Genomic DNA, 20,359 nt, shown 5'->3' with positions numbered 1-20,359 from the left:
AACAACCTTCTTGCGGAGCAAGTGTTAAGTAGGTGTGCGTAAATTAGTCCCAAAGCCTCGCCAGAAACAGTTACTTTTTCGAGAAGTACTATTGCGTCAAAGGTAACAGTTGTAGGAGCGGGCTTGCCCCGCGATAGCAATCCCGCAGACACATCGCATCGCGGGGCAAGCCCGCTCCTACGGTCCGTTTTTAGAGGGGCAGCAGAATGCCGAAGGTATTGGCCCCCGCCTGGCTGCGCACGAAGACGCTGCCACCATGCATCAGGGCAATGGCCTTGACGATGGCCAGCCCCAGGCCATGGTTGCCGCCGCCGCTGGTGCGGGCGGCATCGACGCGGTAAAAACGCTCGAACAGCATGGGCAGGTGTTCCTGCTCAATTGCCGGCCCCGGGTTGCTCACGGCAATGCTGATCTGCCCGTCCTGCTGTTCGATGTGCACCTGGATCACCTGCCCGGGCGCGGTGTGCTGCACGGCGTTGTTAAGCAGGTTGATCAGGGCGCGGCGCAACTGGGCCTTTTCAATGTGCGCCTGGGCATCACCGCTCACTTCAACCTGCACCTGGGCGTCTTCAAGGATGTAATCCAGGTAGTCGAGGGTCGCCGCCACTTCTTCGGCCAGCGAGCTCATGGTCAAGGCGGTGGCCTTGCTGCCTTGGTCGGCACTGGCCAGGAACAGCATGTCGTTGATGATGGTGCGCAGGCGTTCGAGTTCTTCGAGGTTCGACTGCAGCACCTCAAAGTAGTGCTCGGCACTGCGTCCCCGGGTGAGGGCGACCTGGGTCTGGCCGATCAGGTTGGTCAGTGGCGAGCGCAGCTCATGGGCGACGTCGGCATTGAACGCCTCCAGGCGCGTATAGGCCTGGTCGACGCGCTCCAGGGTGGAATTGAAGGCGCTGGCGAATTGCGCCAGCTCCGGTGGCAGGTCAGCTTGCTGCAGGCGGCCGCTCAGGCGGGGCGGTGCAAGCTTTTGCGCTTCGGCCGAGAGCGTGCGCAGCGGCTTGAGCCCCACCCGCGCCACCCAGTAGCCCAGCAGCGAGGCCAGCAGCACCCCGAACACCGAGAGGCTGATGATCGCCACCAGCAAGGTGTGCTGGGTTTGCCCGAAGGCTTCGGTGTCGATGGCGATCAGAAAGCGCAGCGGCGGGCGATTGCCCATGGCCGGCAGTTCGCTGACCAGCACTTTGTACGGGTAGGGGCTGCTGGCCAGGCGCAGGTCGCGCATGCCCACCGGGCCTTGGGCGAAGGCGCGCACCGGGTCATCGGGGTGGCCGTATTCAAAGGGGCTGTTGTCGCTCACCACCCAGAAGCGGATGCGCCGGTCTTCTTCGCTGAGCAGGTTGAGCTTGTTGGTGATCTTGACCCAGTGCTCGCGGGTGTCATAGCGGGTCAGGGACGACTCCAGCACGCTGAAGCGCGCCTCCAGCTCCGCCGCCGGGAGCAGGTCGAGGCTACGGTCCACTTGCTTGTACAGGGCGGTGCCAATGACCAGGAACACGCCCAGCGCCACCAGGGTGAACAAGGCACTCAGGCGCAGGGCAACGGAGTTAGTCGGCACGGTTTTCCAGAACATAGCCCATGCCTCGGATGGTGTGCAGCAGCTTGGTTTCAAAGGGGCCGTCGAGCTTGGCCCGCAGACGCTTGATCGCGACTTCCACGACATTGGCGTCGCTGTCGAAATTGATATCCCAGACCAGCTCGGCGATGGCCGTCTTGGAGAGGATTTCACCGTGTCGCCGCGCCAGTACGCTGAGCAGCGAGAACTCCTTGGCGGTCAGGTCCAGGCGCTGGCCGGCGCGGCTGGCCTTGCGGCTGAGCAGGTCGACCCACAGGTCCGCCACCTGGATCTGCACGGGCTCCTGGTTGCCGGTGCGGCGGGTCAGGGCCTGCAGGCGGGCGACCAGTTCAAGGAAGGAAAACGGCTTGCCCAGGTAGTCGTCGGCCCCTTCGCGCAGGCCGTGGATGCGGTCTTCCACACGCTCGCGAGCGGTGAGCATGATCACCGGTGTCTGCTTGCGCGCCCGCAGGGCACGCAATACGCCATAGCCGTCCAGGCCCGGGAGCATGACATCGAGCACGATCACCGCGTAGTCGCCTTCAAGGGCCAAGTGCAGGCCGTCGATCCCATCGCGCGCCAGGTCCACGGTAAAACCTTGCTCGGTGAGACCGCGATGCAGGTAATCGGCGGTCTTTTCTTCGTCTTCGATAATCAGCACACGCATGATCGGTTCTCAACTGGCAGTGGGCTGCGCCTGGCCCTGGGGCGCCCGACGCCGGTGGAACAGGCGCTCCAGGGCCAAGTATATGATCGGTGTGGTGAACAGCGTCAGCGCCTGGCTGACCAACAGGCCGCCGACCACAGCAATCCCCAGGGGCTGGCGCAGCTCGGCGCCGGCACCGACGCCGAACATCAGCGGCACGGCGCCAAGCAAGGCCGCCAGGGTGGTCATCATGATCGGCCGGAAGCGCGTCAGGCACGCCTGGTGGATGGCCTGCTCGGGGCTCATGCCCAGGGTGCGTTGGGCATCGAGGGCAAAGTCGATGAGCAGGATGCCGTTCTTCTTGACGATGCCAATCAGCAGCACGATGCCGATCAGGCCCATGATGCTGAAGTCCTGACCGCTTAACCACAGCAGCGCCAGGGCGCCGAGCCCGGCCGAGGGCAGGGTGGAGATGATGGTCAGGGGGTGGACGAAGCTCTCGTAGAGCACGCCGAGGATGATGTACACCGCCACCAGCGCCGCGAGGATCAGCCAGGGCTGGCTCGACAGCGAACTCTGGAACGCCTGGGCCGCGCCCTGGAAGTTGCCGATGATCGAGTCGGGCATGCCCAGTTCGCGCTGGGTACGTTCAAGGATCTGCACCGCATCGCCCAGGGCCACGCCCGGTGCCAGGTTGAATGACAGGTTGGCAGCCGGGAACAGGCCGTCATGGGCGATCGACAACGGGCCGGTGCTGGGCGCTGCGACCTTGGCCAGCACTGACAGCGGGACCATCTCGCCGGTGAGCGGCGAGCGCAGGTAGAAGTAGTTGAGGCTTTCGGCCTTGCCGCGTTGGCGGGCGTCGAGTTCGAGGATCACCTTGTACTGGTTGGTCTCGGTCTGGAACTCGCTGATCTGCCGCTGGCCGAACGCGTCGTAGAGCGCCTGGTCGACATCGGCCGTGGTCAGGCCGAAGCGCGCGGCGGCGCGGCGGTCGATGTCGATGCGGGTAACGCTGGCACCCAGTTGCAGGTCGTTGGACAGGTCGCGGAATGCCGGGTTGGCTTTCAGCCGCTCGGTGAGGCGCTGGGTCCAGAGGTTCAGCGCCGCGCCATCGTTGCTCTTGAGCACGTACTGGTACTGGCTGCGGCTGGGGCCGGAGCTCAGGTTGATGTCCTGGCCGGCGCGCAGGTACAGCACCACCCCAGGCACCTTGGCCAGTTTCGGGCGCAGGCGGTCGATGAATTCGCTGGCCGACACATCGCGGTCACCCCGGTCCTTGAGGGCAATCCAGAAACGGCCGTTGGCGATGGTCTGGTTGCTGCCGGTCACGCCCACGGCATGGGAGAAGGCGCGCACCGCAGGGTCTGCCTCGATGACCTTGGCCAGGGCCTGGTGCTTCTTGATCATGTCGGGGTAGGAGATGTCGGCCGCCGCTTCGCTGGTGCCGAGCACGAAGCCTGTGTCCTGGACCGGGAAGAAACCTTTCGGGATCAGCACATAGCCCACCACTGCCAAGGCCAGGGTGATACCGAAAATGCCCATCATCAGTCGCTGATGCGCCAGCGCCTTGACCAGCGCCCGTTCGTACCCGCCCAGCAGGCGTTCGCCGAAGCCCACCTTGTGCTGCTCGCCGTGCTCGGGGCGGCGCATGAACAGGGCGCAGAGCGTGGGTGCCAGGGTCAGCGAAACCACCACCGAAATCAGGATGGTCGAGGTCGCGGTGAGGGCGAATTCCTTGAACAGGCGGCCCACCACGCCACCCATGAACAGCAGCGGAATGAACGCCGCCACCAGCGAGAAACTGATCGACACCACGGTGAAGCCGATTTCCCCGGAGCCCTTGATCGCGGCCTCGCGCATGCCGTCACCGGCCTCCAGGTGCCGGTGGATGTTTTCCACCACCACTATCGCGTCATCGACCACAAAGCCCACGGCGATCACGATGGCCACCAGGGTCAGGTTGTTGAGGCTGAAACCGAACAGGTACATCAGGGCGAAGCTGGCGGTCAGCGACACCCCCAGCACGCTGGAGACGATCAGCGTCGCCGACCACTGGCGCAGGAACAGCGCCATGACCCCGATCACCAGGGCCACGGCGATCATCAAGGTGATCTCTACCTCGTGCAGCGAGGCGCGGATGGTCTGGGTGCGGTCGTTGAGCACCGACACCTGCACCGCCGCCGGGAGCATCTGTTCAAGGCCGGGCAGGGCGTCCATGACCCGGTCGACGGTATCGACGATGTTCGCCCCGGGCTGGCGGAACACCACCAGGTTCAGGCCCTGCTGCTCGCCGGACCAGGCTTTGACATAGGCGTTTTCGGCGCCATCGATGACCTTGGCGACATCCTTCAGGTGCACCGGGGCGCCGTCGCGGTACGAGACGATCAGCTGGGCGTATTCCTCGGGGTGAAACAGCTGGTCGTTGGTGGCGATGGTGGAGACGCTGCTCTCGCCATACAGCGCACCCTTGGCCAGGTTCAGGCTGGTTTGCTGGATGGCCTGGCGCAGGTCGGCCAGGGTCAGGCCAAGGGCGGCCAGTTTTTCCGGTTGCGCCTGTACGCGAATTGCCGGGCGCAACTGGCCGGTGATGTTGATCAGGCCCACGCCATCGATCTGGCTCAGTTGGCGGGCCAGCAGGGTTTCGGTGTAGTCGCTCAGTTCGTTGGCCGGCATTTGCGCGGAACTGACGGTGAGGATCAGCACCGGGCTGTCGGCCGGGTTGACCTTGCGCCAGGTCGGCGGGCTGGGCATGTCCTGGGGCAGGCGGGCGGTGGCGGTGTTGATGGCCGCCTGAACTTCCTGGGCGGCGGTGTCGATGCTTTTTTCCAGGCTGAACTGCAGGATCAGGTTGGTCGAGCCCAGCGCGCTGCTGGAGGTCATCTGGGTCATGCCGGGGATGGCACTGAATTGCACTTCAAGGGGCGTTGCCACCGAGGAGGCCATGGTTTCCGGGCTGGCGCCGGGCAGTTGCGCGCTGACCTGGATGGTCGGAAAGTCGGCCTCCGGCAGGGGCGCGACCGGCAGGCGCGGAAAGGCGATGACCCCGAGCAGCACCAGGGCGAATGTCAGCAGCAGGGTGGCGACGGGGCGGTCGATGCACCAGGCCGAAATCGAGCCCCGGGCCTTCATGGCTGCACCTGGCGTTCGGCAACGTCTTGCGGGGGCGGTGCTTGGGCGGCGACTTCGACGGTGGCACCGGGTTTGAGCCGCGACTGGCCATCGGAGACCAGTGTGTCGCCACTGTTGACCCCGGCGACGATGTTCAGCGTGCTGTCCTGGTACAGCACCTTGACCGGCACGCTTTCGACCTTGTCGCCCACCACGCGGTACACGTAGTGCCCGTCGATACCGCGCTGCACCACTTGGGGCGGAACCACCAGGGCCTTCTGGTCCAGGGCGGTCTGCAGCTTCAGGGTCACCAACTGGCCGGGCCAGAGTCGGGCATCGGTGTTGGCGAACTCGGCCTTGACCCGGATGGTGCCGGTGTTGGCCGCCACCTGGTTGTCGATCAGGGTCAGCCGGCCTTCACCGAGCAAGGTGCCGCCACTGTCACCGTCGCCTTCCAGATAGGCCTGCACGGCCGCGGGGGATTGCGCCTTGAGCAGCCCTTGCAGGGTCGGCAGCATGTGTTGGGGTAACGAGAACTCGACCCCGATGGGGTCGATCTGGGTGACGCTGAACAATCCCTGGGCATCGGCCACCCGCAAGAAATTGCCTTCGTCGACATTGCGGATACCGACCCTGCCGGTGACCGGCGAGCGGATCTGGGTATACGACAACTGCACCTGAGCGGCGGCAATCGCTGCCTGATTGCCCAGCACCGTGGCTTGCAGTTGGTTGAACAGGGCTTGCTGCTGATCGAGGGTCTGGCGCGACACGCCGTTGTCGGTGCTGAGCAGCTTGTAGCGCTTCAGATCGACCCCGGCCACTTGCAACTGGGCCTGGCTCTGGCCCAGTTGCGCCTTGGCCTGTTCGAGGCTGGCGCGGATGCCACGGTCGTCGATGGTGGCCAGCAGATCGCCCTGCTTGACCCATTGCCCTTCCTTGACCAGCAGACGGGTCAGCACCCCCTCGACCTGGGGACGGATCACCACGCTGTGCAGTGACAGCACCGAGCCGATGCCGCTGACATAGCGCGGAACGTCCTGCTGCTTGACGGCGACCACGCGCACGGGAATGACCGGGCTGTGCACGGCTTTTTCCTCGCCCGAGCGGCCGTACAACCAAAAGGCGGCGCCTGCCAGGGCGAACAGAACGGCGCAGATCACAACGGAGCGGGAGTGGATACGCATAGGTGAAATCTCAGGGCGATGCCTACTTTATAGCCTTCCGATCGGGTCAGCAGAGTGACCGCCAACTGACAGCGCTGTCAGTTGTAGGAGCGGGCTTGTTGTGGGAGCGGGCTTGCCCCGCGATAGCGGTATTTCTGTCACATCGCTATCGCGGGGCAAGCCCGCTCCTACAGCAAGCCCGCTTCCACCGGCAGGTCAGAAGCCGATGAAGCTGTAGTAGTCGGCGGCTTCGCTACGTACCTGGGCGCCGCTGGCGCTGAGTTGTTCACATAGGGCGGGATCGACCACATGCAGGGTCCAGGCGGAGATTTCAGCCGTGGCATCTACTTGCCGCAGCGCCTGATCCAGCGCCTGGGTGTTGGGCAGGTAGGCGGTAAAGCCGTTGCCCTTGAGGGCGCTGGTGTCGATACCCAGGGCCTGGCAGATGGCGACCTTGTCACGGATGTCGTCGCGGTCGGCCTGGCGCGAACGTTCGATCAGTTCTGCCAGGCGATGATCCACCAACCGGGTGCCGTGAATCAGCACCGGCCCGCGTTGCCAGGCCTCGCTCGGGCAGTCCTTGGTTTCGGGGCGCAGCGGTATGTGCGGGTTGATCTCCATCGGATAGATGCGGCACACCAGCGGGCGGATCTCGTAGATGGTGCAGCGGTCGTCCGCGTCCAGGTTGCGGCAGCGCTCCGGGTTGAAGGCGGCGAAGGTGATCGCTACATGCGCCTCGGTGCTGCCGCAAGGGACGGCAAAGGAACGGCGCAGGGCATGCTCGCGCTGATCGGCCGGCAAGCCCAGGCCATCGGCCATGAAGGCTTCGACCAGGACAATCACCTGGCCACCGGAGCCGGTCCATTGACGGGCTTCGCTCAGGGTCAGGGGCACGTGATGGCCGGTGCAGCATTTGCCGCAACCGGTGCAGTCGAAATGGATGTCGCGGGTCTGAGCGTTATTCACGGTTTGCCGGGCGCCCATTCGGTGACAAAGGCAGTTTTATCCTGCTTGTTGAACAGGCACAGCTCGCTGCCCTTGCGGTTGTTCATGTGCTTTTGCGGGTAACGGCCTTCGAGCAGCAGGACGCTGTAGCCGACGCGGTCGTCGAACTCGGCGGGCTTGCCCACGGCCTTGACGTCTTTCAGGCCGCTGGCAGCGATGCAGCGTTGGCTCATCTGCGTGGTGTGTTCGTTCCAGGCCTGGTCGCTGGAGGCCTGGGCGACGGTGCTCAACAGCGCACAGCCGAGCAGGGTGAAGAGAAAGGCTTTCATGGCGGTACCTCGGTCGACAATGGGCCCGATTGTGCCTGAGGTTCAGGCACATTCAAGCGCAGTGCACGCCGCGGATGCTTTGATTCCCTTCTGGTGCTGGCGCTTGCCATCTTGGTGGTGCGCTACACCTTGTACCGCTCCCCGTCGACCAAAGCCATCGATGCTAATGGAAAGGAAATCGAGGAAGGCAAATGACCTTCCCGGCAAGAAGGCGCCTGGCACACCGCCATCGCGGGGCAAGCCCGCTCCTACCGAGGTGGAGTTCTGAGAGCGTTGTAGGGAAATTCTGTTTCAGCTTTGCCTAGACAGAAGGCTGTATCTGTCGTGCTAGGTTCCGGGCTTCATTTGCCCAAGGAACCTCTACATGACAAGGAATAATTACCCCGCAATTCACCCCGGCGCGCCGTCGGCAGATCATTTTCTGGCCGTGGGGTGGTGAATGGGCAAGCGCGCCAATATGTTCGGTCGCGGTGAAGGGCTTCACGGCGACAAGACCACCAGCGGGGCCACGTGCATCAGCAGCTTGCCGCAGGCCGCCCATTCCGGACGCGGCGTGCTGCGCCGGGGCGATAGCACCACCCCCTGTCCGAAGTGCAGCAAGCCGGGCACCATCGTCGAGGGGGACTCGCGCTTCACCTTTCAGGGCATTCCGGTTGCGCTGGACGGCATGCTGGTTAGCTGCGGCTGTCCGCCGGGTACCAACCGACTGGTTGCCCCATTGGGAGAATGGATCGGGCCTGGGGGACCAGCGTCGTCGTCATCTGCTGAAGCCGCTAACCCGGCATCAGCAGTTTCATCCCCCTCGCCAGCGTCCAGCTTCGCAGGTACCCGACACGCCGCGCCCGCCATGTCCGCCGCCCCCGGCACGTTGGAACCCGGCTTCTATATCGTCCCCCGCAGCATGTCCGGTCCGCAGGTACTGGCCCGGTTGGGCAACCCCTACCTCTCGGCTGGCCTGCACCGGCTCAACCCCACCTTCAGCCAGGGCTTCAAGGCCGGTGAACTGTTCATCCTGGGCGATCCGGACAGTGGTACGGCCTGTACCCGCGAAGAAGCCCAACTGATGGACGCCGCTGCCCAAGTGCGCGAAGCGCTGGCGGAGCTTAGCGAGGACGAGGCCGACTTCATGGTCAGGTATCAAGGGGAGATTGCTGGGTTGTTGGCGGGCGCGAGTCAGTCAATGGGCATCAGCGCCGTCATGGTGGGTCAAGGTTTGCGGCAGGTTGAAGGTACTTTGCGGGCCCTGGAGGAACTGCACCAGCGCTCCTTCAGACTTCACGGGCATCTGAACAGCCCGGATTTCTTCGCGGCGCGCCGAGAGTTGTACAAGACCCTTGATGCTCAATTGAAGAGTGCCTTTCTTAACAAGCAACTGAGCCTCGGTAGTTACGACACTTTGCGTCGTGACCTGGGGATCTCTACCAAAAGCGTGGTGCATCACTGGAGTCGCGCCGGTGGAGCGGGGCAGATTCCAGGGTATGCCACGCACTTGGATCAGGTGGCTAAGACGGCGAAATATCTCAAGTACGGTGGGTATGTGGGTATTACGCTTGGGGGTGTTTCGTCGGTGCTTAATGTGCAGGAGGCTTGTCGGGCGGGGGAAACAGAGGAGTGTAAGAGAGTTCGGTTTACTGAAGCGGGGAGCTTTTCGGGGGCATTGGTCGGAGGAGCCGCCGGTGCATCTGCTGGAAAAGTTGTTGCCGGTTTTGTCTGTGGTGCGGCGGTAGCTATTACCGGCCCGGTGGGTGTTCCGATATGTACAATTGTCCTGGTTGGGGTGGGCTCATTGGCTGTTGGAGTATTGGGAGGAAAAGGAGGGGAAATTGCTGCTGATGTAATTTACCAACGGTGGGAATAATGGTGTTCAATTTTTATTCTTGGTGTCTTGATTGTCAGTTAATACTTGTTGGTGCTCCCTTTGTGATGTGCCTTATAGGGGTTGTCATTCAATACTATATAGCCTGTAGTCGTCACTTTAGAGTTATGCTTGCAGCAATGCCAAATAGTACTTGGCCGAGCGTGCAGTGCTATAAATATGGGGTTGTTGTATTGACTTCACGGCTTAACCTGGTAGCAGGTATCAGTGGCTTCTTGACTTGGAAGAGCTATAGCATCCGAAAAGGATTAGTGAATTTTGACGATGTTCGTAATTTCCCTAGTTACCTTCAGCATTGGCTGGTTGCTTCGTTCTGGCTTGTCATGGTTGGTATTACTTGGCTGGCTCTGGCAGTGGGACTGGTTGAATTATCTGAGCGTTAATTGAGGTGGTAGAACCATAATGGTATTTACAGGCGCGGGAGGACTCGCAGGCGGTTTAGGCGTTGGGGAGGGTGGCCAAAGGTTAATTATTTGGAGGTTATCCTGATGGCCGTGTGTAGTTTCTGGCGAGGAGAATTTTGTGTTCAGGTGTTCCGAGAGTCAAAATATAATTCTAAGAAAATTATTTGACGTCGATGAGTTGCGCGTTTTCCCCACATCTCTCAAATATCGAATGATTGCATCATTCTGGCTGAGGTAATCGGTGCTGTGTGGGTGCTTATAGGACTGGGTTTGTACGAGCTGTTTGAAGGCAAAATTTAATGGTGGAAAGCAAAAAAGGCGAGCCCACGGAGCTCGCCTTTTTACCGTCTGTATTAAGCGCAGTGCACGCCGCGGATGCTTCAGTGTTCGGCGAAGGCTACCGCCCGGGCCGCGACAATCAGGCAGTCGGTGAGCTCGGGTGAGGAGAATTTGGTCAGTACTGCGTTGGCGCCGGCATCCCTGGCTTTTTCGCTGTTCATCGCGCTGTCGAGCGAGGTATGCAGCAGCACGTACAGGTGCTTGAAGTCCGGGGTTTCGCGCAGGGTGCGGGTGAAGGCAAAGCCGTCCATCTCCGACATTTCGATGTCCGACACCACCACGTTGATTTCCCGGTCGGTGCCTTGCAGCTCCAGCAGGGTGTTGATCGCATCCTTGGCGCTGCGCGCGGTATGGCATTCGATGCCCAGGCTGCGCAGGGTGTGCACCGATTGCTGCAGGGCGACCTGGCTGTCATCGACCACCAGAATGTTGGTGGCGGCGAGCGCGGCGGCGTCTTCACCGCTCAGTTCGCTGCCGAGCACATCGTGGGTGGGCGGGGCGATGCCGTGGATGACCTTTTCGATGTCCAGCACCTGCACCAAAGTGTTGTCGACCCGGGTCACGCCGGTGATGAACGACTTGCTGCCCGAGCCGTAGGGGGGCGGCTTGATGTCGGTGCTCAGGCAATGGACGATCTTGCTCACCGCCTGCACATGCAGGCCCTGCTTGGAGCGGCTGATGTCGGTGACGATCAGGCAGCCGCCGGCGGGGTCTTCCAGCGGGCGTTCGCCAATGGCCCGTGACAGGTCGATCACCGACAGCGCATTGCCGCGCAAGGTGGCCACGCCTTTGACGTGGGGGTGCGACTCGGGCAGTCGGGTCAGGGGCGGGCAGGGGATGATTTCACTGACCTTGAGCAGGTTGATCGCCATGAGCTTGCCGCTGCGCAGGGTGAACAGCAGCAGCGACAGCGAGTCCGCGCGAGCGTTTTGCGTGGCCATAGGCACCTTCAGGACAGATTCATTGGGGGGTTGCCGGGTTATCGACCCGCCGATGCCTGGCTTTAATCATTCAGGCCAAATCAGCGTAGACCCAGGCGCTTGGCCAGGCGACTCAGGTTGGCCCGGTCCAGCCCCAGTTCGCGGGCGCAGCTGGCCCAGTTGTGGTCATGGCGTTCAAGGCTCGCCTGGATCAGCCGGCGCTGGTAGTCGTCCAGGGCCTGGCGCAGGTCACCTGCGGGCAACGGTGCATCGACGGCTTGCGGCGCCTGGGCGGTGAGGGTGGAGGGCTCGACCGGGCGCAGGTCCAGGTCGGTGGCGTCGAGGGTGAGGATCTTCGGTCGCTCACGGTGCTGGCCCAGGGCCTTGAGCGCCGAGCGGCCGATCAGGTGCTCCAGCTCGCGCACGTTGCCGGGCCAGTCGTAGGCCAGCAGGGCGGCCTGGGCTTCGGCGCTCAGGCGCAGGCTGCCCAGGCCCATGCGCGAGCGGTTCTGTTCAAGAAAGTAGCCGCTGAGCAGCAGCACATCGCGGCCACGGTCACGCAGCGGCGGCACTTGCAGCGGGTAAACACTCAAGCGGTGGTAGAAGTCGGCACGGTAGCGGCCGGCACGCACTTCTTCGGCCAGGTCGCGATTGGTGGCGGCGATCAGGCGTACGTCCACCCGGTGTTCCTGATCCGACCCCAGGCGCTGCAACTGCCCGCTCTGCAGCACCCGCAACAGCTTGGCCTGCACGGTCAGCGACAGCTCACCCACCTCGTCGAGAAACAGGGTGCCGCCATTGGCCAGTTCAAACTTGCCGCGACGTTCGCCCACTGCGCCAGTGAACGCGCCACGCACATGACCGAACAGCTCGCTCTCGACCAGGGTATCGGGCAGGGCGGCGCAGTTGAGGCTGATCATGGGTTTGTCGGCCCGCGCCGAATACTGGTGAATGGCCTGGGCCACCAGCTCCTTGCCCACGCCCGTTTCGCCAGTGATCAGCACGGTCAGGTCACTGCTGGCCACCAGCTGGATTTCTTCGAGCAGACGTTTGTGCGCCTTGCTCTGGCCGATCAGTTCCTTGTGCTGCTGGCCGCTGGCCTGGCGATAGACCTCGGCGCGTTCGTGTTCATCTTCGGCGCGCAGGGCCAGGCGCTTGATGCGCTCGGCGACATTCACCGTGGCCGCCGCAAGGCTTGCAAAGGCCTGCAAGGCATCGAGCTCGACTTGCTGGAACTGCTCCGGGTCGAGGGCATCCAGGGTAATCAGGCCCCAGGGCTGTTCATCGACAAACAGCGGGCAGCCCATGCAATCGTGGACTTCCAGGTGATGGTGCAGGCCTTCGACCAGGCCGTCGTAAGGGTCGGGCAGGTTACTGTCGCTGGCAAACCGGGTGGGTTCGCTGCGGCTGAGAATGGCAGCAAAGCGCGGGTGCTCGCTGACCTTGAAGCGTCGCCCCAGGGTGTCGGTGCTCAGGCCATCCACCGCCAGCGGCACCAGCCACTCGCCGTCCAGGCGCAGCAGCGCGGCGGCGTCGCACGGCAGCAGGCTGCGCATGGCTTCGAGCAGGCGTCGATAGCGCTCGCGCTCGGGCAAGTCGCGGGACAGGTCGCTGACCAGGGGCAGCAGGGCGGTGAGCAGGGATTTTGCAGTCATAAAGACTCCTGTTAGTCGAAATGACTATATCACAGCAATGGTCTTTTTGACTCATTAATTTATAACTTATTGATTTATAAGGTTTTTAAAGTTGGCACGGAACCTGTAATAACCCACGCATTCATCAAGAAGCCACAGGCTCAGGAGTCATTCAATGCTCAATGCCCAGGATCGTGCGATCGTCAAAGCCACTGTTCCCCTGCTGGAAAGCGGTGGTGAGGCGCTGACCACCCATTTCTACAAGCTGATGCTCAGCGAATACCCCGAAGTGCGTCCGCTGTTCAACCAGGCCCACCAGGCCAGTGGCGACCAGCCCCGTGCCCTGGCCAACGGCGTGCTGATGTATGCCCGGCACATTGACCAGCTGGAACAACTGGGCGGCCTGGTCGGCCAGATCATCAACAAGCATGTGGCCTTGCAGATCCTGCCGGAGCATTACCCGATCGTCGGCAGCTGCCTGCTGCGTGCCATCGAAGAAGTGCTCGGCAAGGAAATCGCCACGCCTGAAGTCATTGCTGCCTGGGGCGCGGCGTATCAGCAACTGGCCGATATCCTCATCGGCGCTGAAGCCGACATGTACACCCAGAAAGCCGAAGCGCCAGGCGGCTGGCGCGGGGCGCGCGACTTCAAACTGGTAGAGCGGGTCGAAGAGAGCAGCGAGATCGTCTCGTTCTACTTCGCACCGGCCGATGGCGGGGCGATTCTCAAGGCCGAGCCTGGCCAGTACATCGGCCTGCAGCTGTTCATCGACGGTGAAGAGCAGCGTCGCAACTACTCGCTGTCGGCCCTGAGCGATGCCGGCCAGTACCGCATCAGCGTCAAGCGCGAAGCCGGTGGCAAGGTTTCCAACTACCTGCACGAGCAACTGGCGGTGGGCGATACGCTGAAACTGTTCCCGCCATCGGGCGAGTTCACCCTCAGCGCCAGTGACAAGCCTTTGGTGTTGATCAGCGGCGGCGTGGGTATTACCCCAACCTTGCCGATGCTCGAAGCGGCGCTGGAAAGCGGTCGTCTGGTGCACTTCATCCACTGCGCGCGCAACGGCGCGGTGCACGCCTTCCGTGACTGGGTCGACGAACTGGCGGCGCGTCACCCGCAGGTCAAGCGCTTCTACTGCTACGCCGAAGACGACGGTGTCAGCGCGCCTGCCGATGCGGTCGGCCTGCTCAGTGCCGATCAGCTGGGTCAGTGGCTGCCGCAGGAACGCGACCTGGACGCCTACTTCCTCGGCCCCAAAGGCTTCATGGCCACCATCAAGGGCCACCTCAAGGGCCTGGGCGTGCCAGAGAAGCAGAGCCGCTACGAATTCTTCGGCCCGGCCTCTGCCCTGGAATGATGCGGTTTTCCTGATACACGCTTGAACGGACAAGGCACAGCCAGCGATGGCTGTGCCTTGCGGCATTTGGTCGCCTTCTCAAGCAGGGTGCCTGGCCTTTTTACTGCATGCAGACAAAGCGTCATGCGCGTGCCGCATCATCCTTCAAGCCGTATCAAGGAAACCACATCGTGAACATCAAATGGGCTGACAAACTGCGCAAAGGCCTGCATGGCTCGGCCGACTCGCTGGGCAACCTCTGCGTCGAGGCGTTCCACTACTTGGCCCTGTTCGGCATCGGTGCGATCACCGCCTACGCGGCGGTGGCCACCTTCATCGACATGCTCCACAAGGGCGGCATCAGTGTCGATGACATCTTGCTGTTGTTCATCTACCTCGAGCTTGGGGCGATGGTGGGGATCTACTTCAAGACCAACCACATGCCGATCCGCTTCCTCCTGTATGTGGCCATCACCGCGCTGACCCGTTTGCTGATCGGCGACGTGTCGCACCACAAGGCGCCGGATGTGGGCCTGCTGTATGTGTGCGGCGGCATCCTGCTGCTGGCGTTCGCCATCCTGGTGGTGCGCTACGCCTCGTACCGCTACCCGTCGACCAAAGCCATCGATGCTAATGGAAAGGAGATCGAGGAAGGCAAATGACCTTCCCGGCCTGACGGCGGCTGGCTACGTGGGCAAGCACGGGCACGCTATGCTCGACAGCGATGCCGGACTGCACACTGTCGATCACCCGCTGCAGGCGTTTGGGGTCGTTGCGCTGGGCGGGGTTGATCAAGCGCTTGGCAACCACGCCCTGATCGGTGGAGAGGGTCAGCATGATGCTGCCGTCGAGCCGCTCGATACTCAGATTGACCCGGTAGCGCGAGGCGAAAGCCTCGTTGATCAGTTTGAAGGGGTTGAACATGGTGCTTCACCTGGTGAATACATGCAGAGATTGACCGGGTGCAAGCGAGTTTGGTTCAGCACGCCCGCCGAATGACGTGTAGGCGCGGGCTTGCCCCGCGACAGCGATCTGAGCGTTACACCGCCATCGCGGGGCAAGCCCGTTCCTACCGAGACGGCATTCTGAAAACTTTGTAGGAGGATTCTGTTTCGCCTTTGCCTGAACAGAAGGCTGAATCTGGCGTGCTAGGTTCCGGGCTTCATTTGCCCAAGGAACCTCTACATGACAAGGAATAATCACCCTGCAATGCACCCCGGCGCGCCGTCGGCAGATCATTTTCTGGCCGTGGGGTGGTGAATGGGCAAGCGCGCCAATATGTTCGGTCGCGGTGAAGGACTTCACGGCGACAAGACCACGAGCGGGGCAACGTGCATCAGCAGCTTGCCGCAGGCAGCCCATTCCGGACGCGGCGTGCTGCGCCGGGGCGATAGCACCACCCCCTGTCCGAAGTGCAGCAAGCCGGGCACCATCGTCGAGGGGGACTCGCGCTTCACCTTTCAGGGCATTCCGGTTGCGCTGGACGGCATGCTGGTTAGCTGCGGTTGTCCGCCGGGTACCAACAGGCTGGTTGCCCCATTGGGAGAATGGATCGGGCCTGGGGGGCCGGCGTCGTCGTCATCTGCTGAAGCCGCTAACCCGGCGTCAGCAGTTTCATCACCCTCGCCAGCGTCCAGCTTCGCGGGTACCCGACATGCCACGCCAGTCATGTCCGCCACCCCTGGCACGTTGGAGCCCGGCTTCTATATCGTCCCCCGCAGCATGTCTGGTCCGCAGGTACTGGCCCGGTTGGGCAACCCCTACCTCTCGGCTGGCCTGCACCGGCTCAACCCCACCTTCAGCCAGGGCTTCAAGGCCGGTGAACTCTTCATCCTCGGCGATCCGGACAAGGGTACGGCATGTACCCGCGAAGAAGCCCAACTGATGGGCGCCGCTGCCCAAGTGCGCGAAGCGCTGGCGGAGCTTAGCGAGGCCGAGGCCGACTTCATGGTCAAGTACCAAGGGGAGATTGCTGGGTTGTTGGAGGATGCGAGCCTGTCAATGGGGGTTGGCACGGCCATGCTTGGGCGAGGGCTGCAGCAAGTTGATGAAACTTTGCGCGCGATTGAGCAGTTGCATCAGCGTTCGTTCGCTGTTCATGGTCATCTGAATAGTCCGGACTTCTTCGCGGCGCGTCAGCAATTGCGTAAGAACCTTGATGCCCAATTGAAGAGTGCCTTCCTCAATAAATACCTGAATCTAGGAAGCTATGACACCTTGCGCCGTGATCTGGGGATTTCCACTAAAAGCCTTGTGCATCACTGGAGCCGCGCAGGTGGGCCGGGCCAGATTCCGGGATATGCAACGCATTTGGATCAAGTGGCGAAGGCAGCGAAGTATCTCAAGTACGGTGGGTATGTTGGCATTGCTTTGGGGGGCGGTGCGTCATTGCTAAAAGTGAAAGAAGCTTGTCGAGCCGGGGAGACCGAAGAATGCCAGAAGATTCGTTTTACTGAAGCTGGAAGCTTGACTGGGGGAATTGGTGGCAGCGTAGCGGGTGCCTATCTCGGAGGTTATACAGCGTATGTAGTCTGTGGAGTTGTAGCGGCTGCTACGGGAGGGGTCGGAGGGGCCGTCTGCGGCATTGTTTTGGTTGGCGGTGGCTCGATTGCGGGAGGCGTGAGCGGTGGAGCTTTAGGGGAGAAAGTAGGTGAGAGTATCTATGAGGGTCAGAAATGATTGATATCAACAGCTGGCCGTTAAACCTTCAGATCGCTTTCGGCATAGCGCCATTTTTGATCAGCATGGCCGGTGTGGCATTGGGCGCATATATAGCCTGCAGTCGTGACTTCAATACCATGCTCGCAGCGCTTCAGAGCAGCCTTTGGCTTGAGCAGCAAATGCCTTTCTGGGGCACCAAAAGCCTGGTGTCCCGTTGTTACCTTGTTAATACAGTGTGTGCGGCGATGGTTTTTCCAAGGATTGGCATTCAAAGAGGATTGTTTGACGCCGATGAGTTGCGCGTTTTCCCCGCATCTCTCAAATATCGAATGATTGCATCATTCTGGCTGACGGTAATCGGGGCTGTGTGGGTGCTTATAGGGCTGGGCTTGTACGAGCTGTCTGAAGGCAAGAATTGATGGTGAAAAGCAAAAAAGGCGAGCCCACCGGGCTCGCCTTTTTACCGTCTGCGTTATGGCGTTCAGCCAATGCTGCGCGCTTGTTCATTCTCCAGGAATTCTTCCTGTAGCAGCCCATCTGTGCTGCCGTCGCTGGCGCTTTGCTGGGTCACGGCGCGTTTGCTGCGCAGTTTGCCGTAGAAGTGTTCCAGGGCGTTGGTGAGCTTGGTGGCGGCGCCGTCGACGGCATCGTCCAGCGAAGCGGCCTTGTGGGTTACGGAAATCGGTTGATGGCCTTTTGGGCGTGCCTCCATCTGGCAGCGTTTGTCATGCAGGCCTGGCTTGTCGCCATTCTCGTCGCGCAGGTGGACCTCAATGCGGGTGAGGTCTTCTTCATAACGTTCGAGCGTGCTTTGCAGTGTGCTACGGACCCATTCGTTCAGACGAATGTTGCCTTGAATATGGTTGTCGCTATTGACTTGGATTTGCATAGTTCAATCCCTTATTCAGCTAGCTCGCAAGAGAATCGATGGGCCGTTGCGGCCGATGGAACTCATCGCCTCTTGACTACAAGGTCAGGCACTTGGCGCAACTTTTCAACCCCTTTTCAAAGATAAATATCTTGTAGCAAAAGCCCGGCATCGGCCGGGCTTTTGCATGCGCTGGATCAGAACGCGATGGAGGTTTGCAGGTATATCGTACGGGGTTCACCCACGTACTTGCCCTTGTTGTTGTCGTCGTAAGAGCGCGTGTAGTACTGGTGATTGAAGATGTTTTTCACCCCCACCGCGACGTTCAGGTTCGATAGTTGCGGGCCAAAATCATAGCCCGCCCGGCTGCTGAACAGCATGTAGCCGGGGATGCGTCCGGTGCTGCCGTCGGCGCTCTCGCTGGAGGTGTTGGCGTTGTCGGCAAACTGGTCACTCTGGTAGGTGCTGTCCAGGTTCAGCTGCCACGGGCCTTCGCTGTAGCCCACGCCCAGGGTGCCTTTGTGACGTGACGAGAACGGTACGCGATTGCCCTTGTTCGGCCCGTCTTCGCGGATTTTAGCGTCCACAAAGGCATAGGTTGCGTACACATCGAAACCTGCCAGCGCCGGGTTCAAACCTTCGAGTGCGTACTTGATGCTGGTCTCGATACCCTGGTGGCGGGTTTCGCCGCGGGCGATCACCGAATCGTTGGTCTGGTTGCTTTCGTACTGGTTGTCGAAGTTGATCAGGAAGGCGCCGATTTCAGCCTGCAACAGGCCGTCGTCATAGCGGGTACCCAGCTCCCAGGTGCGGGCCTTTTCCGGTTTGACCTCGCCACTGGTGACCCGGTTGGGCATCTGGCTGTACTGCACGCTGCCGAACGAGCCCTCGGTGTTGGCGTACAGGTTCCAGCTGTCGGTTAGGTGATACATCACGTTCAAGGCTGGCAGGGCGGTGTTGTAGTCGCCCTGGTAGCGCTGGCCGGTGAGTTTGTTGCTCTGCTCGGAGTCGATCATCTCGTAGCGAATGCCCGGGGTGATGGTCCACTGGCCGATGTCGATACGGTCGTCGAGGAATATCGCATGGGCTTCAGTGCTGCCACGGGTATCGCGGTCGTTGCGGCTGGCGGTGGTGGGCAGCTCGTTGGCGCTGATCGGCTCGCGGTAGCGCAGCTCGTGCCCGGCTTCGTTGATGTAGCGATAACCCACGCCCACTTCGTGCCAGCTTTCGCCCAAGGCAAACCCCTGGGAAAAGCGGGTTTCGATACCGCGTACCCAGTATTCGCGCGGCGACAGCGAGACGAAGCTGCCCTGGTCCAGGTAACCGCTGCGCAGGGTCTTGGTGAAGAAGCTGTTGACGCTGAACTGGCGGGCATCCTCTTTGTAGTCGTAGCCGAAATTGAACATCGTGCGCCGGCCCCAGAACTTGTCCTGCAGGCGGGTGGACTGGTACGGGTCGGCGTCGTAGTCGGCCACGCTCAGGCCGCCGGGCATCTGCGCCTCGCCCTCGTAGTATTGGGCCATGGCGTGCAGGCTGTTGGCCTCGTCGAGCTGCAGCTTGCCCTTGAGGATCAGGTCGTCGATCTGGGTGTCGCTGTGCTCGCGCCAGTCGCCACCACGGGTGCCGGAGTAGAGCAGGGCGCCGCCCAGGCCGTTGGCGTTGGTGCCACCGGCGAGCAGGTTGGCGCTGGTCTTGAAGCCGTCGTGGCTGGACGACGGGCTGGTCTGGGTCTGCATGCCGGCCTTGACCGTCGGCTCATCGGGAATCGCCCGGGTCACGAAGTTGACGATGCCGCCGACGTTCTGCGGGCCGTAGCGTACCGCGCCGCCACCGCGCACCACGTCCACGGCATCCATGTTGCCCATGCTCACCGGGGCGAACGACAGCTGCGGCTGGCCGTAAGGGGCGAAGGGCACCGGAATGCCGTCCATCAGCACCGTGGAGCGCGATGCCAGGCGCGGGTTGAGGCCGCGGATACCGAAGTTCAGCGCCATGTCGTGGCTGCCGGTGCCGTTGTTTTCCGGCGCGTTGACGCCGGGAATGCGATTGAGCACTTCGCGGGCGGTGGTGGCGCCCTGGCGCTCGAATTCTTCGCGGCGAATCACATCCCGCGCACCCGGGTGCTCGAAGACATTGTCCTGCTGCGCCGCGCCCAGCCAGTCACCGACCACCGTCGAGGTGCCCAGTTCTACCGGTGCGTTCACTGCCGTTGCCGGTTGCAGGCTGAAGGCATTCTCACCTTCGGCGCGGGCTTGCAGGCCGCTGCCCCGGAGCAGGATCTCCAGTGCCTGTTGCGGGCTGTGTTGTCCTTCCAGCCCCGGGCTTTGCATGCCGCTGGTGACCTGCGAGCCGAACGAGACCAGCACGCCACTTTCCCGACCGAACTGGTTCAGGGCGCTTTCCAGCGACATCGGCGCGATGTGGTAGGTACGCGCTGCAGCCTCGGTGGCGTGGGCGGGAACGGCGGCAACGGCCAGGCCGGCACCGAACAGCAATGCACGAAGGGCCTGGGCGAGTGGACTCGGTCGAAGGGGCATGCAGGAGGTCCTTGAGAAGGTCAAAGCAAAGGGTTCTG

General features: G+C 62.0%; 16 protein-coding genes. 5 read left to right on the top strand and 11 right to left on the bottom strand.

What is annotated here, in order from left to right:
• Positions 1–190: 190 nt before the first annotated feature.
• The 6 genes from U9R80_RS23215 to U9R80_RS23190 all read right to left on the bottom strand — a co-directional run bounded on the left by U9R80_RS23215 (position 191) and on the right by U9R80_RS23190 (position 7,746).
• Complete coding sequence (locus U9R80_RS23215; RefSeq protein ID WP_301842816.1) at positions 191–1,570, bottom strand: heavy metal sensor histidine kinase; 1,380 nt, start codon at positions 1,568–1,570, stop codon at positions 191–193.
• Positions 1,545–2,219, bottom strand: a complete 675-nt coding sequence (locus tag U9R80_RS23210; protein WP_274114953.1) for a heavy metal response regulator transcription factor — start codon at positions 2,217–2,219, stop codon at positions 1,545–1,547. The genes U9R80_RS23215 and U9R80_RS23210 overlap by 26 nt, the downstream gene beginning before the upstream one ends.
• A 9-nt stretch (positions 2,220–2,228) precedes the next feature.
• Positions 2,229–5,330: a multidrug efflux RND transporter permease subunit gene (locus U9R80_RS23205; RefSeq protein ID WP_301842815.1), complete on the bottom strand. Its 3,102-nt coding sequence runs from the start codon at positions 5,328–5,330 to the stop codon at positions 2,229–2,231.
• Positions 5,327–6,493, bottom strand: coding sequence for an efflux RND transporter periplasmic adaptor subunit (locus tag U9R80_RS23200; RefSeq protein ID WP_301842814.1), 1,167 nt, complete (start codon positions 6,491–6,493; stop codon positions 5,327–5,329). The genes U9R80_RS23205 and U9R80_RS23200 overlap by 4 nt, the downstream gene beginning before the upstream one ends.
• Positions 6,494–6,688: 195 nt before the next feature.
• Positions 6,689–7,456, bottom strand: a complete 768-nt coding sequence (locus U9R80_RS23195) for a YkgJ family cysteine cluster protein (RefSeq protein WP_301842813.1) — start codon at positions 7,454–7,456, stop codon at positions 6,689–6,691.
• Positions 7,435–7,746 (bottom strand): hypothetical protein, encoded by a 312-nt coding sequence (locus U9R80_RS23190; RefSeq protein WP_301842812.1) that lies wholly within the window; start codon positions 7,744–7,746, stop codon positions 7,435–7,437. The genes U9R80_RS23195 and U9R80_RS23190 overlap by 22 nt, the downstream gene beginning before the upstream one ends.
• A gap of 439 nt (positions 7,747–8,185) precedes the next feature.
• On the opposite strand from U9R80_RS23190, the gene U9R80_RS23185 reads away from it, so the two are divergent.
• Positions 8,186–9,604, top strand: coding sequence for a PAAR domain-containing protein (locus tag U9R80_RS23185; protein ID WP_324804099.1), 1,419 nt, complete (start codon positions 8,186–8,188; stop codon positions 9,602–9,604).
• Positions 9,605–10,406: 802 nt separating this feature from the next.
• Here U9R80_RS23185 and U9R80_RS23180 read toward each other — a convergent pair.
• The gene (locus U9R80_RS23180; protein WP_301840148.1) at positions 10,407–11,306 is read right to left on the bottom strand and encodes a chemotaxis protein; all 900 of its coding nucleotides are present in this window, start codon (positions 11,304–11,306) and stop codon (positions 10,407–10,409) included.
• An 80-nt stretch (positions 11,307–11,386) separates the two neighbouring features.
• Positions 11,387–12,940 carry a nitric oxide reductase transcriptional regulator NorR gene (norR, locus tag U9R80_RS23175; RefSeq protein WP_301840151.1) on the bottom strand — a complete coding sequence of 518 codons (1,554 nt, stop codon included), beginning with the start codon at positions 12,938–12,940 and terminating at the stop codon, positions 11,387–11,389.
• 154 nt (positions 12,941–13,094) lie between these two features.
• On the opposite strand from norR, the gene hmpA reads away from it, so the two are divergent.
• Both hmpA and U9R80_RS23165 read left to right on the top strand, forming a co-directional pair.
• Positions 13,095–14,276: an NO-inducible flavohemoprotein gene (gene hmpA, locus U9R80_RS23170; RefSeq protein ID WP_301840153.1), complete on the top strand. Its 1,182-nt coding sequence runs from the start codon at positions 13,095–13,097 to the stop codon at positions 14,274–14,276.
• Between the two features lie 170 nt (positions 14,277–14,446).
• Positions 14,447–14,917 (top strand): phosphate-starvation-inducible protein PsiE, encoded by a 471-nt coding sequence (locus tag U9R80_RS23165; protein ID WP_301840155.1) that lies wholly within the window; start codon positions 14,447–14,449, stop codon positions 14,915–14,917.
• On the opposite strand, the gene U9R80_RS23160 is transcribed toward U9R80_RS23165, so the two are convergent.
• Positions 14,886–15,179 carry a DUF3509 domain-containing protein gene (locus U9R80_RS23160; protein ID WP_301840156.1) on the bottom strand — a complete coding sequence of 98 codons (294 nt, stop codon included), beginning with the start codon at positions 15,177–15,179 and terminating at the stop codon, positions 14,886–14,888. The genes U9R80_RS23165 and U9R80_RS23160 overlap by 32 nt on opposite strands.
• Positions 15,180–15,515: 336 nt before the next feature.
• Between U9R80_RS23160 and U9R80_RS23155 the strand changes: the two genes are divergently transcribed.
• The gene (locus U9R80_RS23155; RefSeq protein ID WP_301840157.1) at positions 15,516–16,934 is read left to right on the top strand and encodes a PAAR domain-containing protein; all 1,419 of its coding nucleotides are present in this window, start codon (positions 15,516–15,518) and stop codon (positions 16,932–16,934) included.
• A complete protein-coding gene (locus U9R80_RS23150) occupies positions 16,931–17,335 on the top strand; it encodes a hypothetical protein (protein WP_301840159.1) in 405 nt (134 codons plus the stop codon). Before U9R80_RS23155 ends, U9R80_RS23150 begins: the two co-directional genes overlap by 4 nt.
• A 62-nt stretch (positions 17,336–17,397) precedes the next feature.
• Here U9R80_RS23150 and U9R80_RS23145 read toward each other — a convergent pair whose 3' ends face one another.
• Together U9R80_RS23145 and fecA are read right to left on the bottom strand one after the other, a co-directional pair.
• A complete protein-coding gene (locus tag U9R80_RS23145; RefSeq protein ID WP_301840160.1) occupies positions 17,398–17,805 on the bottom strand; it encodes an HPF/RaiA family ribosome-associated protein in 408 nt (135 codons plus the stop codon).
• A 176-nt stretch (positions 17,806–17,981) separates the two neighbouring features.
• Positions 17,982–20,321: a TonB-dependent Fe(3+) dicitrate receptor FecA gene (fecA, locus tag U9R80_RS23140; RefSeq protein ID WP_301840162.1), complete on the bottom strand. Its 2,340-nt coding sequence runs from the start codon at positions 20,319–20,321 to the stop codon at positions 17,982–17,984.
• Positions 20,322–20,359 lie beyond the last annotated feature (38 nt).

This window comes from Pseudomonas sp. JQ170C, assembly GCF_035581345.1.
Lineage (GTDB): Bacteria > Pseudomonadota > Gammaproteobacteria > Pseudomonadales > Pseudomonadaceae > Aquipseudomonas.
The sequence above is the reverse complement of the archived record's forward strand: the minus strand, read 5'-3'. Positions and strand labels throughout refer to the sequence as shown.

Coding starts and splice junctions, on each gene's coding strand:
- U9R80_RS23200 (WP_301842814.1), bottom strand. CDS start 6,493: ATGCGTATCCACTCCCGCTCCGTTGTGATCTGCGCCGTTCTGTTCGCC.
- norR (WP_301840151.1), bottom strand. CDS start 12,940: ATGACTGCAAAATCCCTGCTCACCGCCCTGCTGCCCCTGGTCAGCGAC.
- U9R80_RS23205 (WP_301842815.1), bottom strand. CDS start 5,330: ATGAAGGCCCGGGGCTCGATTTCGGCCTGGTGCATCGACCGCCCCGTC.
- U9R80_RS23185 (WP_324804099.1), top strand. CDS start 8,186: ATGGGCAAGCGCGCCAATATGTTCGGTCGCGGTGAAGGGCTTCACGGC.
- U9R80_RS23145 (WP_301840160.1), bottom strand. CDS start 17,805: ATGCAAATCCAAGTCAATAGCGACAACCATATTCAAGGCAACATTCGT.
- U9R80_RS23180 (WP_301840148.1), bottom strand. CDS start 11,306: ATGGCCACGCAAAACGCTCGCGCGGACTCGCTGTCGCTGCTGCTGTTC.
- U9R80_RS23160 (WP_301840156.1), bottom strand. CDS start 15,179: ATGTTCAACCCCTTCAAACTGATCAACGAGGCTTTCGCCTCGCGCTAC.
- U9R80_RS23150 (WP_301840159.1), top strand. CDS start 16,931: ATGATTGATATCAACAGCTGGCCGTTAAACCTTCAGATCGCTTTCGGC.
- hmpA (WP_301840153.1), top strand. CDS start 13,095: ATGCTCAATGCCCAGGATCGTGCGATCGTCAAAGCCACTGTTCCCCTG.
- U9R80_RS23190 (WP_301842812.1), bottom strand. CDS start 7,746: ATGAAAGCCTTTCTCTTCACCCTGCTCGGCTGTGCGCTGTTGAGCACC.
- fecA (WP_301840162.1), bottom strand. CDS start 20,321: ATGCCCCTTCGACCGAGTCCACTCGCCCAGGCCCTTCGTGCATTGCTG.
- U9R80_RS23215 (WP_301842816.1), bottom strand. CDS start 1,570: ATGTTCTGGAAAACCGTGCCGACTAACTCCGTTGCCCTGCGCCTGAGT.
- U9R80_RS23210 (WP_274114953.1), bottom strand. CDS start 2,219: ATGCGTGTGCTGATTATCGAAGACGAAGAAAAGACCGCCGATTACCTG.
- U9R80_RS23195 (WP_301842813.1), bottom strand. CDS start 7,456: ATGGGCGCCCGGCAAACCGTGAATAACGCTCAGACCCGCGACATCCAT.
- U9R80_RS23155 (WP_301840157.1), top strand. CDS start 15,516: ATGGGCAAGCGCGCCAATATGTTCGGTCGCGGTGAAGGACTTCACGGC.